The organism is Nodosilinea sp. P-1105, from assembly GCF_012911975.1.
In the GTDB taxonomy this organism is placed as follows: Bacteria; Cyanobacteriota; Cyanobacteriia; order Phormidesmidales; family Phormidesmidaceae; genus Nodosilinea.
Window position 1 is genome coordinate 58,768 of sequence record NZ_SMDQ01000005.1, and the last position, 24,829, is coordinate 83,596.

The 24,829-nt window shown below is 56.4% G+C and carries 23 protein-coding genes and 5 pseudogenes; 13 read left to right on the plus strand and 15 right to left on the minus strand.

All coding sequences use genetic code 11. The features are described 5' to 3' along the window. The first annotated feature begins 60 nt into the window (after positions 1-60). Together E1H13_RS03745 and E1H13_RS27865 are read left to right on the plus strand one after the other, a co-directional pair. Positions 61-1,473: an NB-ARC domain-containing protein gene (locus E1H13_RS03745; protein WP_169612065.1), complete on the plus strand. Its 1,413-nt coding sequence runs from the start codon at positions 61-63 to the stop codon at positions 1,471-1,473. Positions 1,474-1,662: 189 nt separating this feature from the next. Next, positions 1,663-1,951, plus strand: a pseudogene (locus E1H13_RS27865) (short-chain dehydrogenase); the annotation flags it as partial. On the opposite strand, the pseudogene E1H13_RS03755 reads toward E1H13_RS27865, so the two are convergent. The 7 genes and pseudogenes from E1H13_RS03755 to E1H13_RS27870 all read right to left on the minus strand — a co-directional run. Further along, a pseudogene (locus E1H13_RS03755) lies at positions 1,942-2,263 on the minus strand (HepT-like ribonuclease domain-containing protein). The pseudogenes E1H13_RS27865 and E1H13_RS03755 sit on opposite strands and share 10 nt — an antisense overlap. 7 nt (positions 2,264-2,270) lie before the next feature. Further along, the gene (locus E1H13_RS03760) at positions 2,271-2,552 is read right to left on the minus strand and encodes a nucleotidyltransferase family protein (protein WP_169612066.1); all 282 of its coding nucleotides are present in this window, start codon (positions 2,550-2,552) and stop codon (positions 2,271-2,273) included. Between the two features lie 506 nt (positions 2,553-3,058). Then, positions 3,059-3,241, minus strand: a complete 183-nt coding sequence (locus tag E1H13_RS03765; RefSeq protein ID WP_169612067.1) for a hypothetical protein — start codon at positions 3,239-3,241, stop codon at positions 3,059-3,061. A 158-nt stretch (positions 3,242-3,399) separates the two neighbouring features. Further along, positions 3,400-4,368 carry an ABC transporter permease gene (locus E1H13_RS03770; RefSeq protein ID WP_169612068.1) on the minus strand — a complete coding sequence of 323 codons (969 nt, stop codon included), beginning with the start codon at positions 4,366-4,368 and terminating at the stop codon, positions 3,400-3,402. A gap of 167 nt (positions 4,369-4,535) precedes the next feature. Next, a complete protein-coding gene (locus E1H13_RS03775) occupies positions 4,536-5,576 on the minus strand; it encodes an ABC transporter permease (RefSeq protein WP_169612069.1) in 1,041 nt (346 codons plus the stop codon). Beyond that, positions 5,566-7,092: an ABC transporter ATP-binding protein gene (locus E1H13_RS03780; RefSeq protein ID WP_169612070.1), complete on the minus strand. Its 1,527-nt coding sequence runs from the start codon at positions 7,090-7,092 to the stop codon at positions 5,566-5,568. The genes E1H13_RS03775 and E1H13_RS03780 overlap by 11 nt, the downstream gene beginning before the upstream one ends. 265 nt (positions 7,093-7,357) lie before the next feature. Then, a pseudogene (locus tag E1H13_RS27870) lies at positions 7,358-7,492 on the minus strand (acyl-CoA dehydrogenase); the annotation flags it as partial. 360 nt (positions 7,493-7,852) lie between these two features. On the opposite strand from E1H13_RS27870, the pseudogene E1H13_RS03790 reads away from it, so the two are divergent. The 5 genes and pseudogenes from E1H13_RS03790 to E1H13_RS03805 form a co-directional block, all read left to right on the plus strand. Continuing rightward, positions 7,853-8,119: pseudogene (locus E1H13_RS03790) on the plus strand (aliphatic nitrilase); the annotation flags it as partial. Positions 8,120-8,211: 92 nt separating this feature from the next. Then, positions 8,212-8,337, plus strand: a complete 126-nt coding sequence (locus E1H13_RS27630; protein WP_256378484.1) for a hypothetical protein — start codon at positions 8,212-8,214, stop codon at positions 8,335-8,337. Beyond that, a pseudogene (locus tag E1H13_RS03795) lies at positions 8,331-8,567 on the plus strand (radical SAM protein); the annotation flags it as partial. The gene E1H13_RS27630 and the pseudogene E1H13_RS03795, both read left to right, overlap by 7 nt. 230 nt (positions 8,568-8,797) lie before the next feature. Beyond that, the gene (locus E1H13_RS03800) at positions 8,798-9,406 is read left to right on the plus strand and encodes a TetR/AcrR family transcriptional regulator (RefSeq protein WP_169612071.1); all 609 of its coding nucleotides are present in this window, start codon (positions 8,798-8,800) and stop codon (positions 9,404-9,406) included. 137 nt (positions 9,407-9,543) lie between these two features. Continuing rightward, entirely contained in the window at positions 9,544-10,191 is a 648-nt protein-coding gene (locus E1H13_RS03805) for a DUF3782 domain-containing protein (RefSeq protein ID WP_169612072.1), read from the plus strand. A gap of 2 nt (positions 10,192-10,193) precedes the next feature. Here E1H13_RS03805 and E1H13_RS03810 read toward each other — a convergent pair whose 3' ends face one another. The 5 genes from E1H13_RS03810 to E1H13_RS03830 form a co-directional block, all read right to left on the minus strand. After that, entirely contained in the window at positions 10,194-11,321 is a 1,128-nt protein-coding gene (locus tag E1H13_RS03810; protein WP_169612073.1) for an MSMEG_0565 family glycosyltransferase, read from the minus strand. After that, positions 11,318-12,313: a sll0787 family AIR synthase-like protein gene (locus E1H13_RS03815; protein WP_169612074.1), complete on the minus strand. Its 996-nt coding sequence runs from the start codon at positions 12,311-12,313 to the stop codon at positions 11,318-11,320. Before E1H13_RS03815 ends, E1H13_RS03810 begins: the two co-directional genes overlap by 4 nt. Before the next feature lie 355 nt (positions 12,314-12,668). Continuing rightward, entirely contained in the window at positions 12,669-13,724 is a 1,056-nt protein-coding gene (locus tag E1H13_RS03820; protein ID WP_169612075.1) for a BMP family protein, read from the minus strand. Positions 13,725-13,940: 216 nt separating this feature from the next. Next, positions 13,941-14,903 carry an isopenicillin N synthase family oxygenase gene (locus E1H13_RS03825; protein ID WP_206070000.1) on the minus strand — a complete coding sequence of 321 codons (963 nt, stop codon included), beginning with the start codon at positions 14,901-14,903 and terminating at the stop codon, positions 13,941-13,943. Between the two features lie 27 nt (positions 14,904-14,930). Then, positions 14,931-15,407, minus strand: coding sequence for a CRR6 family NdhI maturation factor (locus E1H13_RS03830; protein WP_169612076.1), 477 nt, complete (start codon positions 15,405-15,407; stop codon positions 14,931-14,933). Between the two features lie 158 nt (positions 15,408-15,565). Here E1H13_RS03830 and wecB point away from each other — a divergent pair, with 158 nt between their 5' ends. From wecB to E1H13_RS03845, 3 genes are all read left to right on the plus strand, one after another. Next, on the plus strand, positions 15,566-16,687 hold the full coding sequence (wecB, locus tag E1H13_RS03835; RefSeq protein ID WP_169612077.1) for a UDP-N-acetylglucosamine 2-epimerase (non-hydrolyzing): 1,122 nt from the start codon (positions 15,566-15,568) through the stop codon (positions 16,685-16,687). Positions 16,688-16,784: 97 nt separating this feature from the next. After that, entirely contained in the window at positions 16,785-17,579 is a 795-nt protein-coding gene (locus E1H13_RS03840) for a tryptophan-rich sensory protein (RefSeq protein ID WP_240966408.1), read from the plus strand. Between the two features lie 416 nt (positions 17,580-17,995). After that, positions 17,996-18,820 carry a hypothetical protein gene (locus E1H13_RS03845; RefSeq protein ID WP_240966409.1) on the plus strand — a complete coding sequence of 275 codons (825 nt, stop codon included), beginning with the start codon at positions 17,996-17,998 and terminating at the stop codon, positions 18,818-18,820. Between the two features lie 9 nt (positions 18,821-18,829). Here the strand turns inward: E1H13_RS03845 and E1H13_RS03850 are convergent, their stop codons facing one another. After that, entirely contained in the window at positions 18,830-20,095 is a 1,266-nt protein-coding gene (locus E1H13_RS03850; protein ID WP_169612078.1) for a glucosyl-3-phosphoglycerate synthase, read from the minus strand. Between the two features lie 179 nt (positions 20,096-20,274). Here E1H13_RS03850 and E1H13_RS03855 point away from each other — a divergent pair, with 179 nt between their 5' ends. After that, a complete protein-coding gene (locus E1H13_RS03855; protein WP_169612079.1) occupies positions 20,275-20,796 on the plus strand; it encodes a CHRD domain-containing protein in 522 nt (173 codons plus the stop codon). 41 nt (positions 20,797-20,837) lie between these two features. Here the strand turns inward: E1H13_RS03855 and E1H13_RS03860 are convergent, their stop codons facing one another. Beyond that, on the minus strand, positions 20,838-21,659 hold the full coding sequence (locus tag E1H13_RS03860) for an ABC transporter permease (RefSeq protein WP_278002494.1): 822 nt from the start codon (positions 21,657-21,659) through the stop codon (positions 20,838-20,840). 73 nt (positions 21,660-21,732) lie between these two features. Then, entirely contained in the window at positions 21,733-22,695 is a 963-nt protein-coding gene (locus tag E1H13_RS03865) for an ABC transporter permease (protein ID WP_169612080.1), read from the minus strand. A gap of 444 nt (positions 22,696-23,139) precedes the next feature. Between E1H13_RS03865 and E1H13_RS03870 the strand changes: the two genes are divergently transcribed. Continuing rightward, positions 23,140-23,616 (plus strand): hypothetical protein, encoded by a 477-nt coding sequence (locus E1H13_RS03870; protein WP_169612081.1) that lies wholly within the window; start codon positions 23,140-23,142, stop codon positions 23,614-23,616. Positions 23,617-23,820: 204 nt separating this feature from the next. Next, positions 23,821-24,783, plus strand: a complete 963-nt coding sequence (locus tag E1H13_RS03875) for an RluA family pseudouridine synthase (RefSeq protein WP_169612082.1) — start codon at positions 23,821-23,823, stop codon at positions 24,781-24,783. Positions 24,784-24,829 lie beyond the last annotated feature (46 nt).

The window sequence follows — 24,829 nt, forward strand, 5'->3', positions numbered from 1 at the left end:
TTTACTGAGGCGGTGTATTAGAGAAGTAAGACAGAGATTAACTACTAATAGCTTGGTTCCATGACGGATTATGTGCCGCTCTTACCACAAACGCCACGGCTTGATGCTGAAACAGCGTTGCTATTTTTAGCCTCACTGTTGCGTGATTCCAGCCTGAATACCCTTCAGGAGCTCGTGTTTCAACAGGCCTGGGAACGCAGAACCTATCAGCAGATAGCCCATGAATTTAAATATAACGACGACTACATTCGCGATGTGGGACATCGTCTGTGGCGTCAGCTGTCTAAGGCTTTGGGGGAGAAAATTACCAAAAAAAATGTGAGAGCTGTGGTACAACGGCGATGGCAACAGCGGCAAGCCCTAGGTCAAGTTTCCATGGAGCACCGCTATCCGCTCTGCAATTTCTGCCAGGATTGGCACCAACTTGGGGAGACTAGCCGGGTCTATGGACGCACTCGGGAACTCGCACAGCTTCGGCAGTGGATCTTAGGGGATAGTTCAAAGTCTGGCCCAGAGCGCGATCGCCGCCAACTGATTAATATTTTAGGATTAGCGGGGAGCGGTAAAACAACCCTGGCGATCGCCCTAGTGAAGGCGCTGCACCATGACTTTGAACATGTGGTTTGGTGCAGTTTAGAGCATGCCCCGCCCTTACCAGATCTACTAAGGGAACTACTGGGTAGGACATCATCTCCCCCTGGTTTACCCCCTGAAGGGGCTGATACAGAGTTGTTGATACGTCAGCTCTTAAACACGATGGAGCAGCACCGCTGTTTGATTGTCTTGGATGGTTTTGAAACTGTGCTAAGGCCAGGCAAGATTCCCTCCCGGCGTCAGGACAACTATCGTCTAGGCTACGGTGGCTATGGCGATTTGCTGGCCCACATTGCCCGATTTTCCCACCGCAGCTGTTGTTTACTCACCAGCCGTGAGTCACCCCTGACCGCAACCCAAATGACGGCTCTGTCGACGCGGGTCCTGAGCTTGAGGGGGCTGGAGCAAGATCAGGCCCAACCGTTAATGCAATCGATGGGATCGTTGAGTGGGTCCACAGAAGCCTGGCAACAACTGATTCATTACTATGGGGGCAATCCCCTCTGGCTCAAACTGGTGGCTGTCACCATTCAGCAGATGTTTGGGGGAAATTTGAGTCAGTTTTGGCACCAGGACATTCGCCTGTTTGGCGATGGATGGGACCTGCTAGACCAGCAATGTCGTCGTTTAACACCGCTGGATTTGGAAGTACTGGTTTGGTTAGCCCTTGCTGGCGAACCCTTAGAGATTAAGGATCTGACAGCTTGCCTATGCCCTCAGCACCGCCAACGGCGCGTGTTAGAAGCCCTATCTCGTCTGTGGAATCATGCCCTGATTGAGCGCCAACAGGTTCATCAACCAAAGGGTGTAACGACCCTAGGCTTTACGCTCCAGCCTGTGCTTAAGGACTACATTAACCAATGGTGGGTAAGCGGCTGAATACAGTCTGGCATGTCGTTCTGGGGTTTGTTCACCACATGGAATACTCCTTGGCTGCCCAATCTGTGATGCTTTTATTGGAGCCGCTATAGCGAGGATAGCGAAGTTTCATGGCTAAAGCAGTGATAATAGAGGCGTTGGCGCGTGAGCGAAAGCTGGCGGAACTAACGGCTGCTACTAGAGAAACCTATGAAGCCGCTTGAGGGGGCGATCGCCCTGGTCACTGGAGCTACCCGAGGCTTGGGCAAAGGCATCGCTATCGGCCTGGGAGAAGCTGGAGCCACGGTCTATATCACTGGGCGCACGCTCACATCCTCCCCTGAGTCCACCGGATCTGCTGGTGAATAATGCCTATGCTGGCGTGCCAGCCCTCAGAGCCGCCTACGGCAAACCTTTCTGGGAGTCAGAGCCTGGGTTCTGGGATGCCTGCAATGATGTGGGCCTGCACAGTCACTATGTGGCCAGCATCTATACCGCAGCTTCTAACCCTGGCAGGTAAAGCGCTACCGCATCCCAAACCCGCTGCCAAGTCAATGCCACCCAGGTAGTCATGCACCAACACATTCCGAAAACCAGACAGCGCCCTCCAATCCACCTCCGGCGCTTGCCTTTTCAGGTCGTCCGACAATCGCTGGGTCGATTCTGCCATCGTTTGCAAACGCCGCAAAACCGCATCCTGCACCAGAGCACTTCCCATAAACGCAGCCTTGCCATTGCGTGTATAGTCCTGAATTAGCGTCACACAATCCAAAATATGCTCCAGATAAATCCGGTTATCATGGACAGTCATAGGGGCATTAGTCCGCCAATACCTGTCCCCGAATTAGCGGACTAATGCCCCGTTCCGTTAGTACATCCACCCTTTGCCCCAACAGATCCTGCAAGTCCATCAGCAATCCCCCTGGGAACCAGGGCGTCACCTTTTCTGGGTCATAATCAACCAAAAAATCAATGTCGCTCTCGCGAGTATCTTCCCCCCGCACGACTGAGCCAAACACCCGCACATTAAACGCCCCATGTTTGGCGGCAACTTCCAAAACCTGTTCCCGCTTGTCTTGCAAGGTTTCTAACAACGTCATCAGATCACCCCCTCCAGGTCAAAACCCACCTTGGCTAATTGGATCTTAATCTCTCTAGCGCTGCGGCTTCCTTCATCTGCGCCGCCAGTTTCGCCGTCAACGCCGTCATCTTGTCCTCAAACGGTACCCCGTCATCCTCTGACTCATCTATCAATTGCCCAATCGTTGGCTGCTTCGCCTAGGCCTTCAGCGCTGACCACCGCGCCGCCTCTGGCACAAAGAACACATTCTTCGCCTTGGGCATACCAGTTCATACTTACGTCAGAGATTCCTAAGCGTATGTCCGGCGAGCGCTAGTTTGCAACAGCCATGAAGCCAGAATGAAATTAAACTCAGTATTACGCGATCGCAATTACGCGATCGCACCCCCACTCAGCCTCAGCCACCCAGCCTCAACTCATACACCCACCGCCACTTCACAACAGGGGCCGCTCCAGCAGCTTATCGGTAAAGCGTAGGATGGCAAAGGGCTTATCCCCCAACTGCTTTTTTACGGATAGATGTCTCTAGCGTTTTGCCGGGAGAAAGGTGTCAGGTTCTGGGGAGAAGTTCACGTCTTCGTAGATATCCGCGATCGCGCATTGAAAATTGAGGCTAGGAAACTCCACTGTGATTGGCTCGGAGTCAGCTTCAGGAAAATACGGGGTGAGTTCCCATTTGCCAGCGGCATTAATACGATAAATTTCCACCCCCTGGCTGACTCCATTGACATGGATGATTCTGATTCAGAAGCGTTTTCTCAAACCCTGGCAGAATGACAGGTAGGTGCCACAATTTTGGAACCAGACAGAGAAACCCATGGGAAAGCTTGAGGCAAAGATCGCCGTGGTGACAGGAGCCACTCAACTTAGCGATCGCCCTTCACGTAGGGAATCCCTAGGGCAGTTGGCGTTTTGTCCCGTAGGCGACAGCTGGCCAGCACTATCAACGTCAGTCCGTAGGGCAGCATCAAAAAAAACTCATAGGGAATATCCTCCGAGCCCAGGGCTTGCAGGCGAAATTGCAGCGCATCGGCAACCCCAAACAGCAAGGCTCCAGCCAGGGCAAGGGAGGGATGCCAGCGGGAAAAGTAGACCAGGGCAATGGCGATCCACCCTCGCCCGGCGGTGATTCCCTCGATAAAAAGATTCAGCTGCACGACGGTCAGCACAGCCCCCCCCAAGCCCGCCAGTCCTGAGCCCACCAGGGTACAGAGATAGCGAATGCGGGTCACATCCATACCCGAGCTTTCCACTGCCGCAGGATGTTCCCCGGTGGCCCGCATCAGCAGCCCCCAATTCGATCGATATAGCAGCCAGCCGCAGAGAATCACCAGCAGCCCGCTCAGGTAAACCACAGGATTGTGGTTAAACAGCACCCTGCCCACAAAGGGGAGGTCGGCTAAGCCAGGAATTGGCCAGGAGGAAATGCCGCTGACCCGAGCCTGGGTGAGAGCTGGAAAGGCTCTGTAAAAATAGGTGGACAGGCTTTGGCCCAGGAGCACCAGGGTAATACCAGCCACCACCTGATCCGTTCGGCAGGTAATGGCCAATACCGCCATCAGCAATCCCATCACCATGCCAGCTCCGGCCCCGGCGGCCAGTCCTACCCAGGCCGCCAGGGTGGGGTCAAGATTGGCGGTTTCCAGGGTAACGGTGGTGGCAAATCCAGCCAGGGCACCCATCAGCATCACCCCCTCTAGCCCTAGGTTCATCACCCCAGACAGTTGGGTGATAATTTCCCCCAGCACCGCTAGCAGCACAGGCACCGCCAGACGGATACCAGCGGTGAGGATAGCGATTAGGAAGGGCAGGGTGAGGATTTGGTGCCAGGGCATGGGGAGTGGTGGGGGGATGGGGGGATGGGGGGGTGGGGGGAGTTTTGGATTTTGGATTTTGGATTCGTAGGGTGCATTAGCGGTTTGGGTCTGGGTATTGGCGGTCAACCTGGGGCCGCAATGCACCGGTCGGGTAAGGGGAATGGGAACATGGGCGAGAACGGGAATTAGCGTTTGGCGATCGCGTTGCCAGCCAGGACCCCTAGGACGAGCAGAGCTTGCAGGACGCCAGCGACGGCGACGGGGACTTGCAGGGTGACATTCAGGGCTTGGGCGCCGACGACTAGGGCGGAAAAGAGGACGGCGGCAATCAGGGTGCCGATCGGGCTGAGCTGCCCTAGCAGGGCAACCAAAATGCCGGTGAAGCCATAGCCATCGGAAATATTAGGGCGCAGGCGGAGGTAGGTGTAGCTAATTTCGATCATCCCCGCTAGACCGGCAAGGGAACCGCTAATGAGCAGGGCGATCAGCCTGTGGCGGTGGGGCCAAATGCCAACGCTGCGGGCGACGGTGGGGCCGTTGCCAACGGCCCGGAGGCGAAACCCCAACGGCGTGCGCCATAGCAGTAAATAGGTCAAAGGAACCAGCAGCAGGGCCAGCAGAACCCCAATGTGCAGGCGGGTGCCGAATAGGCGAGGCAGTTGGGCGGTGGCGGCAAAGCGGGCGGTTTCGGGCAAAAAGCCGTTGGGGTCCCGCAGGGGAACTCGGGCCACATACTGCACCAGCAAAATGCCGATGTAGTTGAGCATCAAGGTGCCAATAATCAAGTTGACTCCCCGCTTGAGTTGCAGCAGGCCAGCGATCAGACTCCACAGTAACCCGCCCCCTAATCCGGCCAGCACCATAGCGAGCATCATGATCGGGGCTGGGAGGTCGGGCTGCACCAGGGCGACGGTACCGGCGAGCAGAGCACCGATGTGGTACTGCCCTTCTGCGCCGATATTCCAAACCCGGGCTTGAAAGGCGATGGTCAACCCCAGGGCGATAATTAAGATCGGTGTGGCCTTGAGCAGGGTTTCGGTGATCTGACGGGAACCGCCGAACGCACCAGCCATGAAGGTCTGATAGGCCTCTAGGGGGTTCACACCGCTGAGGGCAATGACGATGCTGCTAAGGAATAGGGCGATTAAGACCCCTAAGGCCGGGGCCAAGGCCTTGAGCCGGGGGCTGAGGGAAGTGGGGGCCAAGGGGGATGGATCAGCGGTCATGGGCCATGGGGATAGACAAGGTTTCAGGGGGGTGCTTGCCCGCCATCATCAGTCCTAGGTGATTGACATTGGCGGTGGCCGCGTTGGCCCAGCCAACGATCTGGCCTTCGTAAAGCACGGCAATGCGATCGCACAAGCGCAAAATTTCATCGAGCTCAGTGGAAATCAGCAGAATTGCGGCTCCGGCATCGCGCTGGGCCATCAACTGAGCGTGAACATAGTCAATGGCCCCCACATCTAGGCCTCGGGTGGGCTGGGCCGCCAGAATCACCTGGGGTTGGCGAGAAAGTTCTCGGGCAATCACGACCTTCTGGGCATTCCCCCCTGACAGCTGGCGGCTCGGGGTCTGCACCGAGGGAGTCCGCACCAGGTAGTCGTTGACCAGGGTCATGGCCTGTTGGGCCATCACCTTGGGGCGCAGCATCCCCCGTCGCTGAAACGGCGGATACCGATAATCGCGCAATAGCAGATTTTCGGTGACAGAAAACGCCCCAATCAGCCCCATGGTGTAGCGATCGGAGGGAATGTGGGCCAGGGTGCCCTGGCTGTGAATCGTACCCTGGTTCGGGGGGCGTAGTCCGACGATCACCTCCTCTAGCTCTCGCTGACCGTTGCCATCGACCCCGGCAATGCCGACAATTTCCCCACTGTGGACGGTCAGGGAAATGGCGTCTAGGGCCGGACGCTGGTGGTGGCCCTGGACGGAAACCGCCTCTAAGCGCAATCTGGGTTCAGGGCGATCGCGGCTAGCTCGCTCAGGACGGGTGAAGTCCACCTCTCGCCCTACCATCATTTCGGCTAGGCGGTGGGTGTCACAGTCGGCGGCGGCCACGGTACCCATGGTCTGGCCATCTCGCAGCACAGTGATCCGATCGCAGACCGCCAACACCTCATTCAACTTGTGGCTGATAAAAATGATCGAGGTCCCCTGGGCCGCCAACTGTTGCAGCGTGGCGATTAACCCCTGGGTCTCCTGGGGGGTGAGTACAGCCGTGGGCTCATCGAGAATTAACACTCGGGCCTGGCGATAGAGGGCTTTGAGAATTTCCACCCGCTGCTGCTGCCCCACAGACAGCTGCCACACCGGCATGGCTGGGTCTAGATCTAACCCGTAGCGACTGGCCAATTGCCGCAGTCGCTGGTGCAGCCGTTTAGGATTATCCCGCCACAGCTGTTTACGTTCCCCCAGCACCAGATTCTCGGCCACGGTAAAGCGTTCCACCAACTGGAAGTGCTGGTGCACCATGCCAATCCCCGCCGCGATCGCATCGGCCGGACGATGAAACTGCACCGGTCGCCCTTGCAGCTGAATCTGCCCCTGATCAGGCCGGTACAGGCCACAGAGAATATTCATCAGGGTGGTTTTGCCAGCCCCATTTTCCCCCAGCAGGCCGTGGATTTCACCGCCCTGGACGGCAAAGTTGACCCCCTGGTTGGCGACTACCCCCGGGAATCGCTTGGTGATGTCGATCATGGCGATCGCAGTAGTCGCAGGTGAAACGGGTGGGTCAGACATCGCTAGAGACAAAAGGCTTGGAGAATACCATAGCAGCCACCAGCAGAAATAGGCCCAGGCCAAGCCAGAATAGGGCAAAGGCCCTAAATTTTTCACTTTCTTTGCCCCCAGGCTGCTTGCAAAACTCGAGCTGCAAGATCCACAGGGGCGGCGGTGATCACCACCATAAGTCAATGGTCAAAATTGTGCAGCAGGGTGACCGAGTCCTCCTACCCTGGGTCTGCCTGTGGGGGGTTTTGACCCCCATCATCCATCAACCAACCCTCTACAAACTGCTGGCCAGGGCAGGCTCTGGCAACGAACTCAACAGTTTTTTCAGGTGCTTCAGGGCCGGGGTGACAATGGCGATGAAGTACGCCTCCCGCAGCTTTCGATCTGGGGCGCTGCCATGGACGTAGGCGCAACCGCCAGGCAAGACCCAAACGCCCCCAGCACAATTTCCGAGGGGTTAGGGGCGGTGTTGCCCCCCAGTAACCCAGGGGGCTCGTCAATCACAAAAGGCGAGAGATCGCGGGCAAAATTGAGGCTGCGAAATTTGCCTTCGCAAACGGTTTTGACCGTCAAGGTCTTATCAGCCGAGTTAGCCCGGTTCTTTTCCCCCAGATCTTTCAATCCGTCAGTGGGAATGGGTGTCAAGGAGGTTGTTACGTTTGCCATGATCTCACCAAATAGAAAAGTCTATCTAAATCAAGATTAGGCAAACTGAACCGTAAAAGCTGTATGTAGAGATACAGAACTAGGCCCTTGCCCCAGGCACCATAAATTTCTTCAGGGAGGTTGCTTTACCGCTATTATTAACCCGCAAGGGGAAATCATTGGCGATCCCATTACGGCAGGAGAAGGGATGGCGATCGCGGATTTAGACTTCTCGATGATTTTCAAGCGCAAGCGGATGATGGATGTCGTAGGCCACTATGCTCGGCCCGACCTGCTCCAACTCCAGGTCAACCAACAGGCGTGGAGCGTTATGCAGCCCATGGCCCGCCCAGTCCCCGATGCCACTGCGCCTGCCCCCCCCCCACACTAGACGACCCCGATCCGCTGCCGGAAACCGTCCCCTCGGAGTCCTAGGCGTGCGGCAGGCGTGGCCATCCCTGAGCCTTTTGGCCGCTTGATGTTATGCTCGCTCAACCACCTCTCTCCACCATGGAACACCAACGGTTAATTACGGAACTGCAAACCCGGGGCTTACACCTGGGAGAGGCTACCCCCGGGGTGGCTGGGCGCCAGGGAGGGGCTTGGTAGCCACCAGCGATCGCCTGATTCAACTGGGGGTATATCCCTTTGTGGTGCCCTTTGTGCCCATCACCGACACCCCCCTAGCCCAACATCCGGCCCCCAGCACTGAGTTTATGTTTGCCCTCTATCAGCAGGTGAGTGACTTACTGCAGGCTGCAGGTATGACCTCAGAGCGGATTAGAGCGGGCTGTGCCAAATGTGGGGCTTGCTCAGCCCTGTCTACTTTTGAGCGTTAGAATCCGGTCAATGCCCCAGGTTTTGAGGTGTTGTTCCGGTTTACACTCAGTTCAAGCTCAGTAGCCCCGTTAAAAATTAGAGTTTTATTTGTGGGCAACTTTTTATTTGTGGGCAACTATAGATCTCGAACTAGACTTGGTATAATCCCGCGTTGGTAGCATCAGGGGCTGTATCCAGCGGCCTGCTAGGGTAATTTTCTAAACAAAACCGACATCGTATCGGGTTGACTATGGTAAACCTCAAACGCACCCGTGAAGACATCCTGGAATCGGTGATTGATACGGTTCATCGCCATGGGCTGACCGCTACCGGACTGAGCAAGTTATTTCACCTGAGTGGTGCTTCCTCGGGCAGCTTTTACAACTATTTTTCCTCTAAACAAGAGCTGGGCCATGCCCTGATTGATTTTGAATGGGAAAAGCTGAAGACGAATGTCCTAGAGCCATCACAGGAGCACTACGAGTCGCCCATTGATCAGCTGTTTTGGATTCTCGACGTACTGGAGCAAAAGCAACACAAAGAACCCTTCTGTGGCGGTTGCCTACTGGGTAATTTAATTGTTGATTTAGTAGAGCAGGATCCTAGCTTTCGGCAGCATCTGGCTCAGGTGTTTAGTCAGTGGGAAGGGGCGATCGCCGATCGATTGAAACAGGGTCAAGCACAGCTCACCGCTGATACTAATCCAGACATTCTGGCTGGGCAAATTATGACCGTGCTCGAAGGCGCTATGCTGATGGGCAAACTGCACCAGGATACGGCTCGCTTGCACCAGGGCTTTGATGTGGCGCGACGGCTAGTTACTCTGGCACTCCAGGAGCCCCCGACCGAACGGCGTTAGTTGCTGGAAGCAGGAAAAACCATAATTTGGACACTGTAGCCTGTAGCCAACTCCGTAAAACACCCAAGGTTTCCCTGGCATTGGAGCCAAGGGTATCCAGTAGAATTAAGGTGTTGAAGACTACACCGACAGTACCCATGGCCACCACAGCAGACGATGTATGGCGATTGCTGGCAGAACTGGTCGAAGCCCAAAAAGAAACGACTCGCCAGTTCCAAGAAACTGACCGCAAGTTCCAGGAAACTGACCGCAAGTTCCAGGAAATGCGCCAGTCCATGGCGCTCAGTCATCAAGAAACGGAGCGCATTGTTCAAGAAACGCGCCAGGATATGGAGCGGGCCAATCGCCAAGTGAATCAACAGTTGGGTGCCTTGGGCGGGAAGTGGGGACTGTTTGTGGAAAACCTGGTAGCCCCAGCCTGTAAGACCCTATTTCTGGATCGGGGTATTCCTGTGCATCAGGTCAGCCAGCGGGTGCAAAAGATCCGCGATGGCGACACCTTGGAAATTGACGTGCTGGTGCAGAACCAGGACCATGTCTTGGCGGTGGAGGTGAAAAGTACCCTGAGCGTTGAGGATGTCAAGGAGTTTGTAGCGGACTTGCAACAGTTTCACCACTTTTTCCCGGAACATGCTGAGCGACAACTCTATGGTGCGGTGGCCGGAATCGCTTTTGACCAGGGGGCCGATCGCTATGCCTATCGTCAGGGGTTGTTCGTCTTAGCCCAATCCGGGGAGACCATGGTTATCCTCAACGATGCCGATTTTGAACCGAGGGCTTGGTAGGGTCAAAGGGACTGGTAAGCCGCTAGGTGCTGCCGGGCCGAGGTTTGCCAGGTGTATTGAGACAATAGGGTTTGGCTATGTTGCACTAGGGCCTGGGCCTGGGTCGGTTGGGCGGCGGCAACCATGGCCTGGGCTAGGGCCGGGACTGACTGGGGTGGCACCAGCAGGGCTTGGTCTGGGGCCAAGAACTCGGTGAAGGGAGGCTCGTTAGCGGTAACCACAGGCAGACCAGCGGCGATCGCCTCTAGCACCACCAGCCCCCAGCCTTCCTTGACAGAAGGAAAGCAAAACACATCGGCACTGCGGTATAGCCCTGGCAATTCGGCATCGGGCACCACCCCCGGCAAGATCAAATCAGTACCCACGGCCAACCCCAGGCTGGCAAGCTGTTGGAAAAATTGGTCCCGGTAGGGTTGGTAGTCAAACAGGGTGGCCCCCCCAGCGATCACCAACTGGGCCTGGGGATATTGCGATCGCACCTGGGCAAATGCTGCCAGTAGGGCAATAGAGTTTTTCCGGGGTTCAATGCCCCCCACCGTTAGGTAAATGGGATGCCCCGTGAGGCCATAGGTGGCTCTGAGGCAGGCATCCTCTGCCTGGGGGTGGGGACTAAAGCGGTCTTGGTTCACCCCATTCACCACCCGCATTGCCGCCAGACTGTAGTCCTGGGCCAGGGCGCGCTGCCAGCGATCGCTCACACACAGACACAAATCCGCCTGGCGAATTGAGGTGTCCTGGCACTGGCGCAGGTAAGGACTGGCATAGTCTTCCACATGGTGTACGGTACGCACCACGTGGGGCACTATCCCTTGCTGCCGAAGCTGTACCAGGGCATTGGCCCCAATGCAGTCCTGGGCGTGGTAAACATCGTAGGTTTCTTTGACCTGCCCCAAAAAATCGACAAATTCCTGGATCCGCTGGCGAATCAGGTCATCGAGGGCTGCGGGGGGCGGGCCAGCGGGAATACCGTAAAACCCACAGGGAAGGGAGTAATTGCAGCCCTGGCCATCCTTGTCAAGGGCATAAATAGCCACGGCATGGCCCAACTGGTGCAGAGCGGTGGCCAATTCCCAGGTATGGACAACGCTGCCCCGGGGCTTGGTGGAGTAGGTGAGCAGGGCAATGTTCATGGCGCGATCCCATGGGCAGGGGGGGCGGGGGTGGTAAAACCAGTCAGGGGCTGGGCGGACAGATCCCAAAACACTTCTGTTTCTGTCCCAGATTTTAGGATCAGCTGGGGCTGATTCACCATCTGCCCAATCGCCTGGCAGGTAACCCCCTCCTGTGCAAAGCACCTTTGCACCGTCTGCAAGTGGGCCGGTGGCACACTCAGCAAAAACCCATAGCTGGGAAAACACCGCAGCCAGGTAGCTAACGGGACCGTAGCAGGGCGAGGAATGGCCGCCACATCCAGCACAGCCCCACAGCCGGAGGTTTCCAACAGCATCAACGCCGTTCCCAGGATGCCGCCCATGCTGACATCCTTCCCTGCTCCACACAGCCCCTGCTCCGCCAAATAAGGCAACAGCCCCAACTGGCGTTGTAGAGCCGCAGGTTCCGCCTGGGTAGCGGCATCCCAAAAAGGGTACTGGGGATGTAATTGGCCCGTGAGCTGGGTGGCCAGCACCAGCACCTGGCCCGGTTGGGCCGCAAAACTGGAGAGCAGTTGGGTAGCCCGACCCAGAATAGCCACCGACAGAGCGCCATAGGGGCTGTGGCAATTGGTGTGCCCGCCCACAATTGGCACGTTAAACGCCTGGGAAGCCGCCACCATCCCTTGCCAGAGCTGATCTGCCTGCTCGGTGGACGGGCTCCACAGGGCATCCACCACCGCCAAGGGCCGCCCCCCCATGGCATAGATATCGCTGACGTTGACCAGTACCCCGCACCAGCCTGCAAACCAGGGGTCGCTTACCACCAGGGGGGGCCACAAACCCTCGGCAGCCAGCAATAAGTAGCCCTGCCCATCGGGGATGGCAGCACAGTCATCCCCCAGCCAGATTGGGGAGCCGGTTTGGTTGTGGGGCACGTAGCGCCCTAGATGGGCCGCCGCCGTTTGAATATCTTGTTTCTGCCCCAAGCCCAAAGCCGGTCGCACCTGGGCAATTAACTCGGTCAGCATTGATCTAGTTCTGCTCACACCCTACCCAGCTTGAAGTAACCTGACATCAACTCCGAAGGTGTCACATCTCGAATCAGTAAGAAGTACCTGCTGGCTAACCTCGTCATCATCAGCTTGATCTGTAAGTAGATAGCCCCAGCGCACCAGTTGGGTAGAGATCCAACTGGCAAAACTCTTCCAGGGATAGCGCACCAACACCTAGACCAAGTCCAGCTCGGGAGCTGGCGTTTTCCCACAGACAGCACTCCAGGGCTGAACTTGGATTTGATTTTGGCGATACTGATTAACTCAGTCAAAGTCATTCAGTCGAAGTAACCGTCTTGACGTGTGCCTAGGCACACTACTCCTAGGCACACTACTGAGGGACAAAAGGCACTTCTTTGGTACCCGCCGCAATCTCTGCCTTGGTGGTGTCGATCGCAGCGATCGTATCCTCACCCACCTGGTCTGCAAAGGCCGAGGTAACTTCGACTTGAATCACATCCTCTGGCACCCCGAGGCTGTAGAACTGGTCAGCAAAGGTGCCTGCCGCTGTGTCCTCCAGCATCTGTTGAAACAGGGGCACCATGTTCCAGAGCAGGTTGGCCGCGACCACATCGGGTCCTAGGGACGACATATCCCCCACGTAACTAGTGGCAAACCCATCCACCTCTTTGGCCGCCTCAATTTGGCCCAGGGTAGGCCCCTGGCCGCAGCCAATCCAGTAGTCAACCCCAGTCTCCGCTTGGGAGAGGGCCGCCTCTTTGGCCTTGGCCACGTCGTACCAGTCCCCCACGGCGGCACTGGTCAGGGTGGTGTCAGGGCGCACCGACTGAGCCCCCGCCAGCATCGCCTCCCCCATGGCGTGACAGACTGGAATATCAAACCCATAGAGGGCTCCGAGTTGCCCGGTTTCACTTAGTTCGGCGGCAATCAGGCCTACCAGGTAAGCCCCCTGGTAAAAGGGTTGGTCATAGTCGGCTACATTTTCAGCGGTGCCGTCAATGCCCCCGGCCCAGGCAAAGTTGACATCTGGAAACTCTTGGGCCACCTGAAACACCGCATCTTGATAGCTGAAGGAGTGGGCCACAATCAAGTCGTAGCCCTGCTCGGCATATTGACGCAACACCGCCGCCACATTGGCCGGGTCCACCGCTTCCGACACGGCCACGTCCACCCCGTCGGCCCTCAGGGCTTCGCCAGCATCGTAGGCTGCCTGATCCCAGGACTGGTCTGTGGATGAGCCGCTCAGGACTAGGGCCAACCGGGGAGATTCAGCCTCGGCAGGCGCTTCGGTTGTATCGGCAGTGGTCTCTGCCGTATCAGTCGGCGTCGTTCCATTCCCACAGGCCGCCAACGTCAGCAGCGGCACCGTCGCCACCACCGCCACCAGCGATCGCCCCACCGCCCCAGAAAAAAGTCGTAGCGTCATAGTTTTCTCACACCATTGCTGACATTAAGGGAACACCAATTTTCGGACAAAAAGTGACATCCTCGCTACCTTTTGAAAGGTGTTAGGGGGCAGGGGACAGGGAATAGGGGACAGGTTTTAGGTGTCAGGTTTTAGGTGTCGGGTCTACGGTGAAGGGCGAAACCGTGAACCGTGAACCGTAGACCGTGAACCGCAATCCCGACACCCGATACCCCCTTAATAGGTGACCTGCAACCGTTGCATCAAATGCTCACCAGAGGTAATCGGCGGATACTTGGGTGGATTGTCGGCGCTCTGACAGGTGGGCAGGCAGACAATCTCCGCGTCGGCGTCGGGTTGGCAAAAAAAGGCGATCGAGTAACGATGGCGCTGAGTTTTGTCGCCCTGGGGCAGCCCCACTCGGTGTTTGGTCGAGCGAAACACGCCATTACTCCAGCGTTCGGTCAAGTCGCCAGTGTTGATCAGGACTGTACCGGGAAGCGCGGGGGCGGCTATCCATTCCCCTTGATGGTTCAGCACCTCTAGCCCACCCACATCATCCTGAAAGAGTAGGGTCAGGGTGCCATAGTCAGAGTGAGCCCCAGCCCGAATTTGACCCGGCTTGGGGAGGGTTGCCAGGGGCGGGTAGTGCAGCAGTCGCAGGGTGTAGTTATGGGTGGCATGCTGATGGACAAAAAAGGTTTCGGGCATTCCCAGGGCCAGGGCAAAGGCGCGAAAGATCCGGTCGGCGGCTGTGGCACAGGTGTCAAAAAAAGCTTGGGTGCCGATCCGAAAGTCCTCCTGGCCGACGGGCCAGCAGTTTTGCACCAGGGCGGCTCCCCGGGCGGCGGCTTCCTCGGCGCTGGCCTCCCGTCCCATGTTGAAGGCTTCTTTTAAATCTCCAGGTTGGGTTTCGTCCAACCGCTCCCGCTCTAGCCCCACATAGCCGCGGTTGCTAAATTCGTTGGACCAGGCCAGGGTCTGCTTTTCTTTTAGGGGAAGGGCAAAAAACCGCTGCGATCGCTGAAAGGCTTGATCAATAGACGATTGGGGAATACCGTGGTTGGTCAGGTACAAAAAGCCGACCTGGTGACAAGCCCGATAAATCTCAGCCGCCCCTTGGCGCTGTCCCTGGGGGTCATCTCTGAGAAAAACGGAAAAGTCAACGAGCGGAATATCCATCCGTGTTTCCACGGTCATAAGCACACCTCGGGGGCAGAGAGATAGCTATTTCAGCAGGTCAAACAGACCATCGTCAATATCATAGCCCAGCATTTGGGTCATGAATTTCAGCCGAGTGTAGCGGCCAATGCCCTGGGATTTGAGCCAGGCGGCGATCGCGAAGATTTTCTGCATCATAAAAATTTCCAGGGCCTCGGGGTTATAGCGAATCCCTTCCGTTGGGCTGAACTGGTGGGGGACTAACATGGCCGCATAACGCCCCAGTTCCCCTGCTTCCCAGTCCAGCAGCAGCGGCAACCAAGGATAGCGACTATCTAAGCGAATAAACCACAGACGCACCTCTGGCAGTTCAGACAATTCTCTGGGGTCTGTGGGGTCTCGGTCTATCTTCACCACAAAGCGTAGGTTGACATCCTCTTCCAGGGCTTTACCCGCAGCTAGTAAAGGCTCTATCACCTCCACCGCTGGGGTCAAGTCTAAGGTGTGCAGGTGAGTTTCAGTCAAGGTAACGGTATGGGCCATGGCACAGGAACAGCCGACTACATCATCAGGTCACCCCCATTGTGGCAGGGTTTATCCGTCCCGTCTTATGGAATTGGGCCTAGGCCGGGGCATCTGCATGCCATCATAGGTATCGCTTTACCCATCGATGTTGTTGCAACTGGTTTAGGCTGTAGCCCATGGCTAACTCTCCCCTGCATGTGTGTATTATTTTGGGCACCCGCCCAGAGGCGATCAAGCTGGCTCCTGTGATCCAGGCCTTTCAGCTCGATCCGGCGGTAAAAACCCAGGTGGTACTCACGGGCCAACACCGGGAAATGGTGGATCAGGTGATGGCGTTGTTTGGCCTCAAGGCTGATGCTGATTTGGCGATTATGCAGCCCCAGCAGACCCTCACCGACATTACCTGCCGCAGCCTACAAGGCCTTGAGAATTACTTTCGCCAAACTCAGCCCGATCTGGTCATCGTCCAGGGGGATACGACCACCGCTTTTGCAGCGGCCTTAGCCGCTTTCTATCAAAAAATTCCAGTGGGCCATGTGGAAGCTGGACTGCGCACTGACAACATTTATAGCCCCTATCCGGAAGAAGCCAACCGGCGATTGATTTCCCAGCTCACCACCCTGCACTTTGCCCCCACCACCAAGGCGGTGGAACAGCTTAAGGCCTCTAATGTGGTAGGCCAAATTCACCACACTGGCAACACGGTAATTGATGCCCTGCTAACGGTGGCCCAGCAAACCCCCGACTGTGCTATCCCCGGCCTTGATTGGGATCGCCAGCGGGTGTTGCTAGCGACGGTGCACCGTCGGGAAAATTGGGGAGAGGCCCTGCAAGCTATTGCTGAGGGGTTTCTGGCCGTGTTGGATGAACAGCCGGATACAGCTTTACTACTGCCCTTGCACCGTAACCCGGTGGTCCGCGAACCGCTCACGGTGCTGCTGGGCCATCATCCCCGAGTGTTTCTGACCGAACCATTGGATTACCGGGCTCTGGTGGGGGCCATGGGTCGCTGTCACCTGCTGCTGACTGACTCCGGTGGTCTGCAAGAGGAGGCCCCTGGCCTGGGTAAGCCGGTGCTGGTGTTGCGCGATACCACCGAACGGCCCGAGGCGATTGAGGCCGGTACCGCGCGGTTGATTGGTACCGAGGCGGCATCAATTCGCACCCATGCCCTGGCCTTACTGACTGATCCGGTGGCCTACGATGCTATGGCCAAAGCGGTGAACCCCTTTGGTGATGGCCATGCGGCGGAACGCATTCTCACTATTGTGAAACATTATTTTGCATCTCTTGCTTAGACATCTCTCTCTTAGAACAGATGTCCAAACGGATCGAGGCCAAGGAAACTATAGGAACAGTTACTTGTAGCTGCGACGGAATTGGGATAACCCTGGGATGACACGTATGCAAAACCAGTCAGGTTCGGGCACCGGCTTGGCTATAGCCACGGGACTCGCGATCGCAGCCACCATTGTGATCAACACCCTATCAAATCTATTTCCTCCGAATGGGCAAAATGTGGGTGAGATCGCCAACACGGTTTTGGCTGGGGTACTGATTACCCCGGCCAACTATGCCTTTGCCATTTGGGGATTGATTTACCTGGGTTTGATTGCCTATGGGATCTACCAATTCAGCCCCGATCGCCGTGACCAGCCTCAAATCCAGCGCACTAATCAATTGCTAATTGTGGCCTGTGTGGCCCAGATCATCTGGATTTTTCTATTTACCCTAGAGCAATTTGGCTGGTCTATTTTGGCCATGCTGGGCATTTTGCTGCCCTTGATGGGTATCTACCTCACCCTAGATATTGGTCGGGGGCGGGTGTCTCGCCAACGACGCTGGCAGGCCCACATTCCCTTTAGTCTGTACCTGGGTTGGATTGCAGTTGCCACCATCGTCAATGTCGCCTCAGCCCTATATGCGGCCAACTGGACCGGGTGGGGGCTAAGCCCGATCGCCTGGACGGTGATTATGGTGGTGGTGGCGGCCCTGGTGGCGGCTTTGGTAATGGCCACCCGTCGCGATGTGGCCTATACCCTGGTCGCCGTCTGGGCCTTAGTGGCGATCGCTCTACGCCACAACACTATCGCCGCGATTTGGGTAACCTCAGCGGTAGCAGCAGCGATTTTAGCCGTGTGGGTGGTGTGGTCTCTAGCGACGTTTACTCAACAGCGGAGCTTTTCCTAGTACGCTGCGGCAGAAATAACCAGCCTATTTCCGTCAGCACAAACCTTTGCGTGGATCGAGGTTTCCTTTCTGCCTTTCTATACTAGGCATGTTATTGGTGCCAGTTCTCGTTTAAGAGATATCTAAGAGATATTAGTTTTTGTCTTGATCTGGCATGGATTCATCCTGATTGGCCATGGAGCCGTAGAAGACTATAACAGTCGATATGCAATTGCTTAGCGCTACCCACGGCAGTACCTATCTGTTGCTTTAGTCCTGGTTTGTACTCAACAGCCTTAGTCGGCATTGAGATCTATTTATATCCTCAACCCAAATGGCAGGTCAGGGAAATTACGGAACTATCGGTAATCAAGTTTGCATCAGCTTAGCTCACGGGAATTATAAGTTTACTCTCTATCGTTTTTAGCTCAACGGCAATGACTACCTCCACCCCTTTAGTCTATGCATCTGTAGCCCAAGCCCCTGCTGCGGAGGGACCCCGCTTGGATAATCCCTGGCTGCTAACTACAGGGGGGCTAGTGGTACTGTTACTTGCCTTGGGTATTCATTCTCATCTAAAAGTTAAGCAGCTAAACAAGCAGCTGAAGTTTGAAGCCTTCAAAAACCAGGAGCTACAGAAAAAAGTAAAGCTGGCGCTGAAAACCATTACCAAAATGGAGCGCAACCCAGACCTAATTCACTCTCGAGAATTTAATCTCGACTATTTGCGTATGCGGATGGAGGAGGACATCTTCCATGCGGCCATTGTGAATCAGCTGAAAGTCAAAGTGAAACAAAAAATTACGGTGGCGCTGCGTCCTCGCCAAGCGGAAGCTGGCCTGATTGGTATTGCCAGTAAGCCTCGGGTGGTCGATGAAATCTTTGATGTGGAGTACTCCCCCCAAGACAACCCGATAGCCAAAAAACGGGTGCTGTTTCGGATTCAAATTAAACTGGCCAAATTACCCACCCAAGCTACGTCTATCACCATCAGTCAGCTGATTGACTGCATCGAAAAATTTATGAGCCACGAGGCAGAAACATCCAACTGGCAACCGGCAATTCAGGGCCACATCGCCTACATGCATTGGGATCAAAAAGCCAAACCAACCCCCCTGTTGGTAATCGAACAATCCACCGAAGGGGGCAACGTTACCCTGCGCAGCCGTAATGTGCTGCCCAGCAGCACTAGCAGTCCCCTTGGTAAGCCACCTCGCCTCACCAAGGGCGCTAACCGTGCCTCTCCTAACCGTGCATCTTAACTGTGCATCTTAACTGTGCATCATAGAGGCCACTTCAACAGAAGGGTCTGGTCCATTGTCTTGGGCGTCTCGGGCTTGAGCCATATCTGAGATCACCGCGTCCATTAGCTGTTCCCGCAGGTCTGGGATCACCGCTAAGGCTCTGGTCCAATCGGGGATTTGGGTGCCCGTGGGATCGTCCAGGTATTGATGGCCAGCCTCTAGAATCACCTGTTCAAAGGTTTCCAGGGTCATTTCTTCTTTGTGGCGATCGTAGTCAAGGTGATTGAACCGGGCATCGACAAAGTATTGTCGGGTCAGGTTTTGCGCTTCCCGGCGATACTTAATCCGCAATGCCCGAATGTGATCAGGCCCAATCACCACCTGCTCCGTTTCAGTCAGGGTCCGAAACACCGATTGCAGAATGTCACGACACATTTTTTGCAGTCCAGAGTTGGCAGAGTTACCCAGGGACTGGTGCTTGTGCTCAAAAATACCCAGGTCAATTTGGGCCACGCGCTTAAGGGCGATATTGCGATACACCTCGGCCAACAGGCCCACTTCTAAACCCCAGTTACCAGGAATTCTGGTGTTGAGGGCCAGGTCGCTGGTCAGGGCAAACTCCCCAGAGAGGGGGTAGCGGTAGGCGTCTAAGTAGCGCAGGTAGTCGCGGTAGCCAAACAATTCCATCAGCGAGGTAATCAGTGGGGTGACAAACAACCGGGTTACCCGTCCATGCAAACTGCGGGGGCTTTCCCCAATGCGGGCATAGTAGGCTTTGCTGAAGGCGATGCCAAATTCTTGCTCCAGCAGCGGATACAAGAGCTTTAAAGGGTAGGAGCGATCGTAGGTAGTAATGTCGGCGTCATGCAGGGCGATCGCGGCGGCATCCAACGAAGCTATTCCTAACCCTAGCCAGACGGCCCGTCCCTTGCCCCGGAACTGTAACAAATCTAACCCCCGATCGTTCAGGGTTTGCAGCAGGTCGGTCACCCGGGGGCCATTCTCCCACAGGACAAAGGTGGGCTGGGGCAGGGGCTCAAAAAACTGCACAGCTTTGACATACTGCTCAAACTCCTCTGCATACAGGCAAATAATCACATTGTTGACGAAGCTGCAGCGACTCAGGTGATCGCGAATGGCCGCCAGAGCCGGACGCTCTAGCTCTTCGTAGAGGGAGGGGATCAGGACCGCTGTGGGGTGGGTTTGGCTCAGTTCCGTCAGTCGGGTTTCCAATAGTTCGGTGTCGCAACCCAGGTCGTGGATGGTGGTGATTAAGTCTTGTTTATAGTCCATGCAACCCAAATCCCTAAAGGCTGTCTTTCATCATAGTGACAACTGTGACCCATAATTGCTGCATCCAATACCGAGGTTTGCTCGTAATACTTATAGATGCGTCGGACACATGTCGCTGTTTGGTTCCACCATTCTGCGTCTGTCCGACGACAGCAGTTCCACAAAGAAGCATACAGTTTATGAGAAATCGACTTTACGGCCTCAGTGCAACCGTCGGGGCTTTTGCCCTGGGACTTGGCCTGCTAGCGCCCCAGAATGCCAACGCTGGCCACGCCAATGCCGTGCTGACGACGACGCTACACGGCAGTGCCGAAGTGCCCAGCAGTGGGGATATGAGCCAGATGGTGGGTGACCCCACCGGTACCGGTAGTGCCTATGTGTTTGGCATCGACAGAGATAATACAACTCTCTGCTATGTGCTCGAAGTCTCTAGCATTCAGCTAGTGCCAGTGGGCAGCGGTATGGCGGCCCACATTCATGAAGGTGCCATGGGCGAAAATGGCCCGGTGGTAGCCGCGATGGCTGGCCCAGAAAACGGCAATGCGGCTGACTGCCTGACAGAAGGTGAAGAAGGGAAGTTTCCCACGGGTGAGGCTGGCATTGTCCAGCGGATTCTCAACAATCCTGCTGACTTTTATATCAATGTCCACAATCCCCAATTCCCTGACGGAGCCATTCGGGGTCAGCTAACCGCCCACTAATATCACTGGCAGGGCCAGATCCCCATTCTGCCGATTAGCCCTTAGCGACTGGCGGGGTCCAGACGATCGCGCAGGCGATCCCCCAGGGTATTGATGCTTAGCACCGTTAGAAAAATCGCTAAGCCGGGGGCAATCACCAGGTGGGGGGCACTTTCAATGTAGTTTTGGGCGTCGTAGAGCATGCGTCCCCAGGTGGGCACATCGGGGGGGAAGCCCAAGCCTAAAAAGCTGAGGGTAGATTCGGCCAGCAGGGCGTTGCCCACGGCCAGGGTGGCGGCCACAATCACCGGTCCTGCCACATTCGGCAATAAATGCGATCGCACCACCTCCCAGGGACTGGCCCCCAGGGCCACCGCCGCCTGTACAAAGGTGCGCTGCTTCAGACTTAAAAACCCCGCCCGCACCAGCCGGGACACCGACATCCAGTTGAGGCCGCCAATCACCACCACCACCAGTAAAAAAATGCCCCGTTCTGGCCCCAGGGTCCGTCGCACCGGATCGCCAAATAAGTAAATCACCAAGAGCACCAGCGGCAACTGAGGTAACGCCAAAAACAGGTCCGTCAGCCGCATCAGCCCACCCCCCAGCCAGCCCCCATAGAAGCCCGCGATCGCCCCGATGGTGAGTCCCAGGCCCATGGCCACCGCCATCGCTGCCACCCCCACCGCCAGGGAAACCCGTCCCCCCACCAGCAGCCGGGCCAGCTGATCCTGTCCGAGGTCATTGGTGCCCAGGGGATGGGCCACAGATGGCCCCTGCAGGGCTCGACCAAAGTCAATGGTTGTGGGGGAAGCCCCATAGAGCCAAGGGCCGATCAGGACCGCCAAGCCAATCACCCCCAGCAGGGCGATGGCGAGGGTCATGGTGCGGTCACCGCGCCACCGCCTGGGGCGGCCGGCCCACCCCAGGCTAACCATGATGCCGCGCACACTGGATTTAATGGCCATAGCGGACCCGGGGGTCAATCACCCCATACAGCACATCGGCCACCAGGTTAAACACCACCACCAGCACCGCATAGATAAACGCCACCGCCATCACCACCGGGGTATCCCCCCGGTAGATGGCCTCAATCAACAGGGCACCAATGCCGGGGACGCGAAACACCTGTTCGGTCACCAGGGCACCGGTAAAAATGGTAGGAATATCCAGGGCCACCAGGGTGACGACTGGAATCAGCGCATTCCGCAACATGTGTAGGGTGATGATCCGCCAGCGGTTGAGCCCCTTAGCGCGGGCCGTTTGGACATAGTTTTGGGGAATTTCTTCGAGCATGGCCGCCCGCACAAACCGCAGCAAGACGGCGGTTTGAAACAGCACCAGGGTGGCAATGGGCATGATCGACTGTCTTAGCAGTTGGCCAAAACTGGCCAGGTCTTGTACCACCAGGGTGTTGTCATAGATAAAGGGCAGCCACCCGAGCCGGACGCTGAACACAATAATCAACAGCAATCCAGAAAAGAACGGCGGGGTCGAAAAGCCCATAAACGCCAGGGTGGTAATGCCCCGATCGATCCAGGTGTCGCGGTTTAAGGCGGCGGCCATCCCTAGGGGTAACGCCAGGGCCACGCTGAGGCCATAGGCGATACCAATAATCCATAGGGTCGTCGGTAACCGCTGGGCAATCAACTGGCTGACCGGCAGGCGACTGGTGAAGGAATAGCCCAAATTGCCCTGAAACAAAGCCAGGGTCCATTTCACATAGCGGATATGAATCGGCTGATCGAGCCCCAGGGAACGGCGAATATTGTCCCGCACTTCGGGGGTAATGGCTGGGTTGGTGGCCAGATCGCCCAGGGGATTACTGGGGGACAGGGACAGCACCACAAAAATCACAGCGCTGATCGCTAGTAAGGTCGGAACAGCAATGAGCAGGCGTTTAAAGACGTAGCCGAGCATGGGACCAAGGAATGAATGGCACCAGATTAGGCCTGAAACTGGCTTGGGCGCAAGCTGATCTGGCACAGATTTACAAGCTGGGTGGGGCTGGTTTTCGCGATCGCTACCCCTGTGGGACGGCCAAGGTAGATGATCATGACGCAAAGTACCCCTTCGACAGATAGACAGACCCTAAAACTTGTGTCTCCTGAGGGAGGTGGCGATCGCGGTAAATAGCTTTAATAAAAATAGCCTGTGTAGCTTTAGCCTAAACTCGACGGCTAATTTAGGATCTTATAGGATCTTATTCAACCAGGGCATAGAGAGGCTGGTTAATTGGCTTCTCTAAAACTTTCCCTAAGAATTTAAAACTTGCGATCTACGGTCAATGGCTACATGGGTGGTGCAGAGTGTTGGTTATTAACTCTCTGCCAAAATTTCATGCTGTTTGTTTTAATCATTGTCATGTTCAACCAATCTATTGCCCTTGCAGTTGCTGCCAGTGGAGTGGTGGTTTTAGCCCCGCAAACCACAGTCCAAGCTCAACAGTGCACCCCCCTGGAAGTTGTCGGCAGTAACCAAACCTCGATTACCAAAACTGTCGATGTCCCAGAAGGGCTCGCTAGCCTACTGCCTGGGGTTAGCACTAACTGGGATACTGATTTTGTTGTGCCCAGCAATGCCAACTACAGCCAGTACCAGGCCCACCTTGTCTCTGAGGATGGCGGCAGCAACCTGGATATCGACATGTACTTGAAGTACCCCGACCAGACCGCCGATCGCTCGTACACGGGCCAGGCGGTGGTGCTGGAGCCCAGTGAACCCTTACTGTTAGAAGGGATGGCCCGCAGCGACAGCGATCCCTACCAGGTCAACTTGCGCGTTGGTGGCCTAGAAGCAGAAGGGGTGACCTACACCGCCACCGTCTATGGTTGCAACTAGCATCTTGCCGCATAAGTCAGCCAATCAGGCCTGATACCTGTGTAACCCACCCCTGCCTACTTCGACAAGTTACCCCTTTGGGGTCGCTGCGCGCTAGCGAAGCCATGCCGCAGGCTATACAGCACAGGCCTCCCAGGAGGGGATGCTAGCACCTGATACCCTGAGCACCGGTAGCCCTATGTCTATCCAGCAGTACTATTAGCGATGAACCAGGGCTGGATCTACACAGACCGCATTACCCCCACCAGTGCAGGGCTCAGGGTCGTGGATTTTTACGCCAGCCGTTACCGCCACTCCAGCCCGGCCCAGTGGCAAGCCCGAATTGAGGCGGGGCAAATTCAGAGTCAGGGCACCCCAGTTGCGGCTGATGACCGACTCCAACCGGGGCAGGTGTTGGCCTACCACCGCCCCCCCTGGTCAGAACCCCCAGTACCCCTGGACTTTGAGGTGCTGTATGAGGATGAGGACTTGATGGCGATCGCCAAACCCGCTGGCCTACCCGTGTTGCCGGGCGGCAACTTCCTGACCCACACCCTGCTGCACCAGCTGCAGCGACGGTATCCAGACCATCCGCCAACGCCAGTACATCGACTGGGACGGGGAACATCGGGGCTGGTGCTGCTGGCGCGATCGCCCCTGGCTCGCTCTGTCCTCAGCCGCCAGATGCGTGACTCTACCGCCCAGGCCCATAATCCCCAGGCTCCCCAGACCATCCGCAAAACCTACCGTGCCCTGATTGGCCCCAGCGACCTGTCCGACCGCTTTACCCTCACTACCCCCATCGGCAAAGTGGCGCACCCGGTTCTGGGCCATGTTTATGCCGCTTCACCCACCGGGCTGTCGGCCTACAGCGAGGGGAAAGTTCTACAGCGATCGCCAGAGTCAACCCTGGTAGAGGTCACCATTCGCACTGGCCGCCCCCACCAAATTCGCATTCACCTGGCCGCTGCAGGGTACCCCCTGCTGGGCGATCCGCTCTACCCCCCAGGCGGGGTGCCCCTGGGCCTGGCCCCCGATGCAGCGGCGAAAATGCCTGTGCCTGGGGATACGGGCTACTATCTCCACGCTTACCGTCTCAGTCTGCCCCACCCCAGGACCCCAAAAACGATCGAGCTCACTTGTCCACCACCGCCCATTTTGGCCATCAGGTACTCCAGCCGTGATTAGCAGTATAGTACTAAGACTCAGGATGAGGAAATGTGACATGTTATGG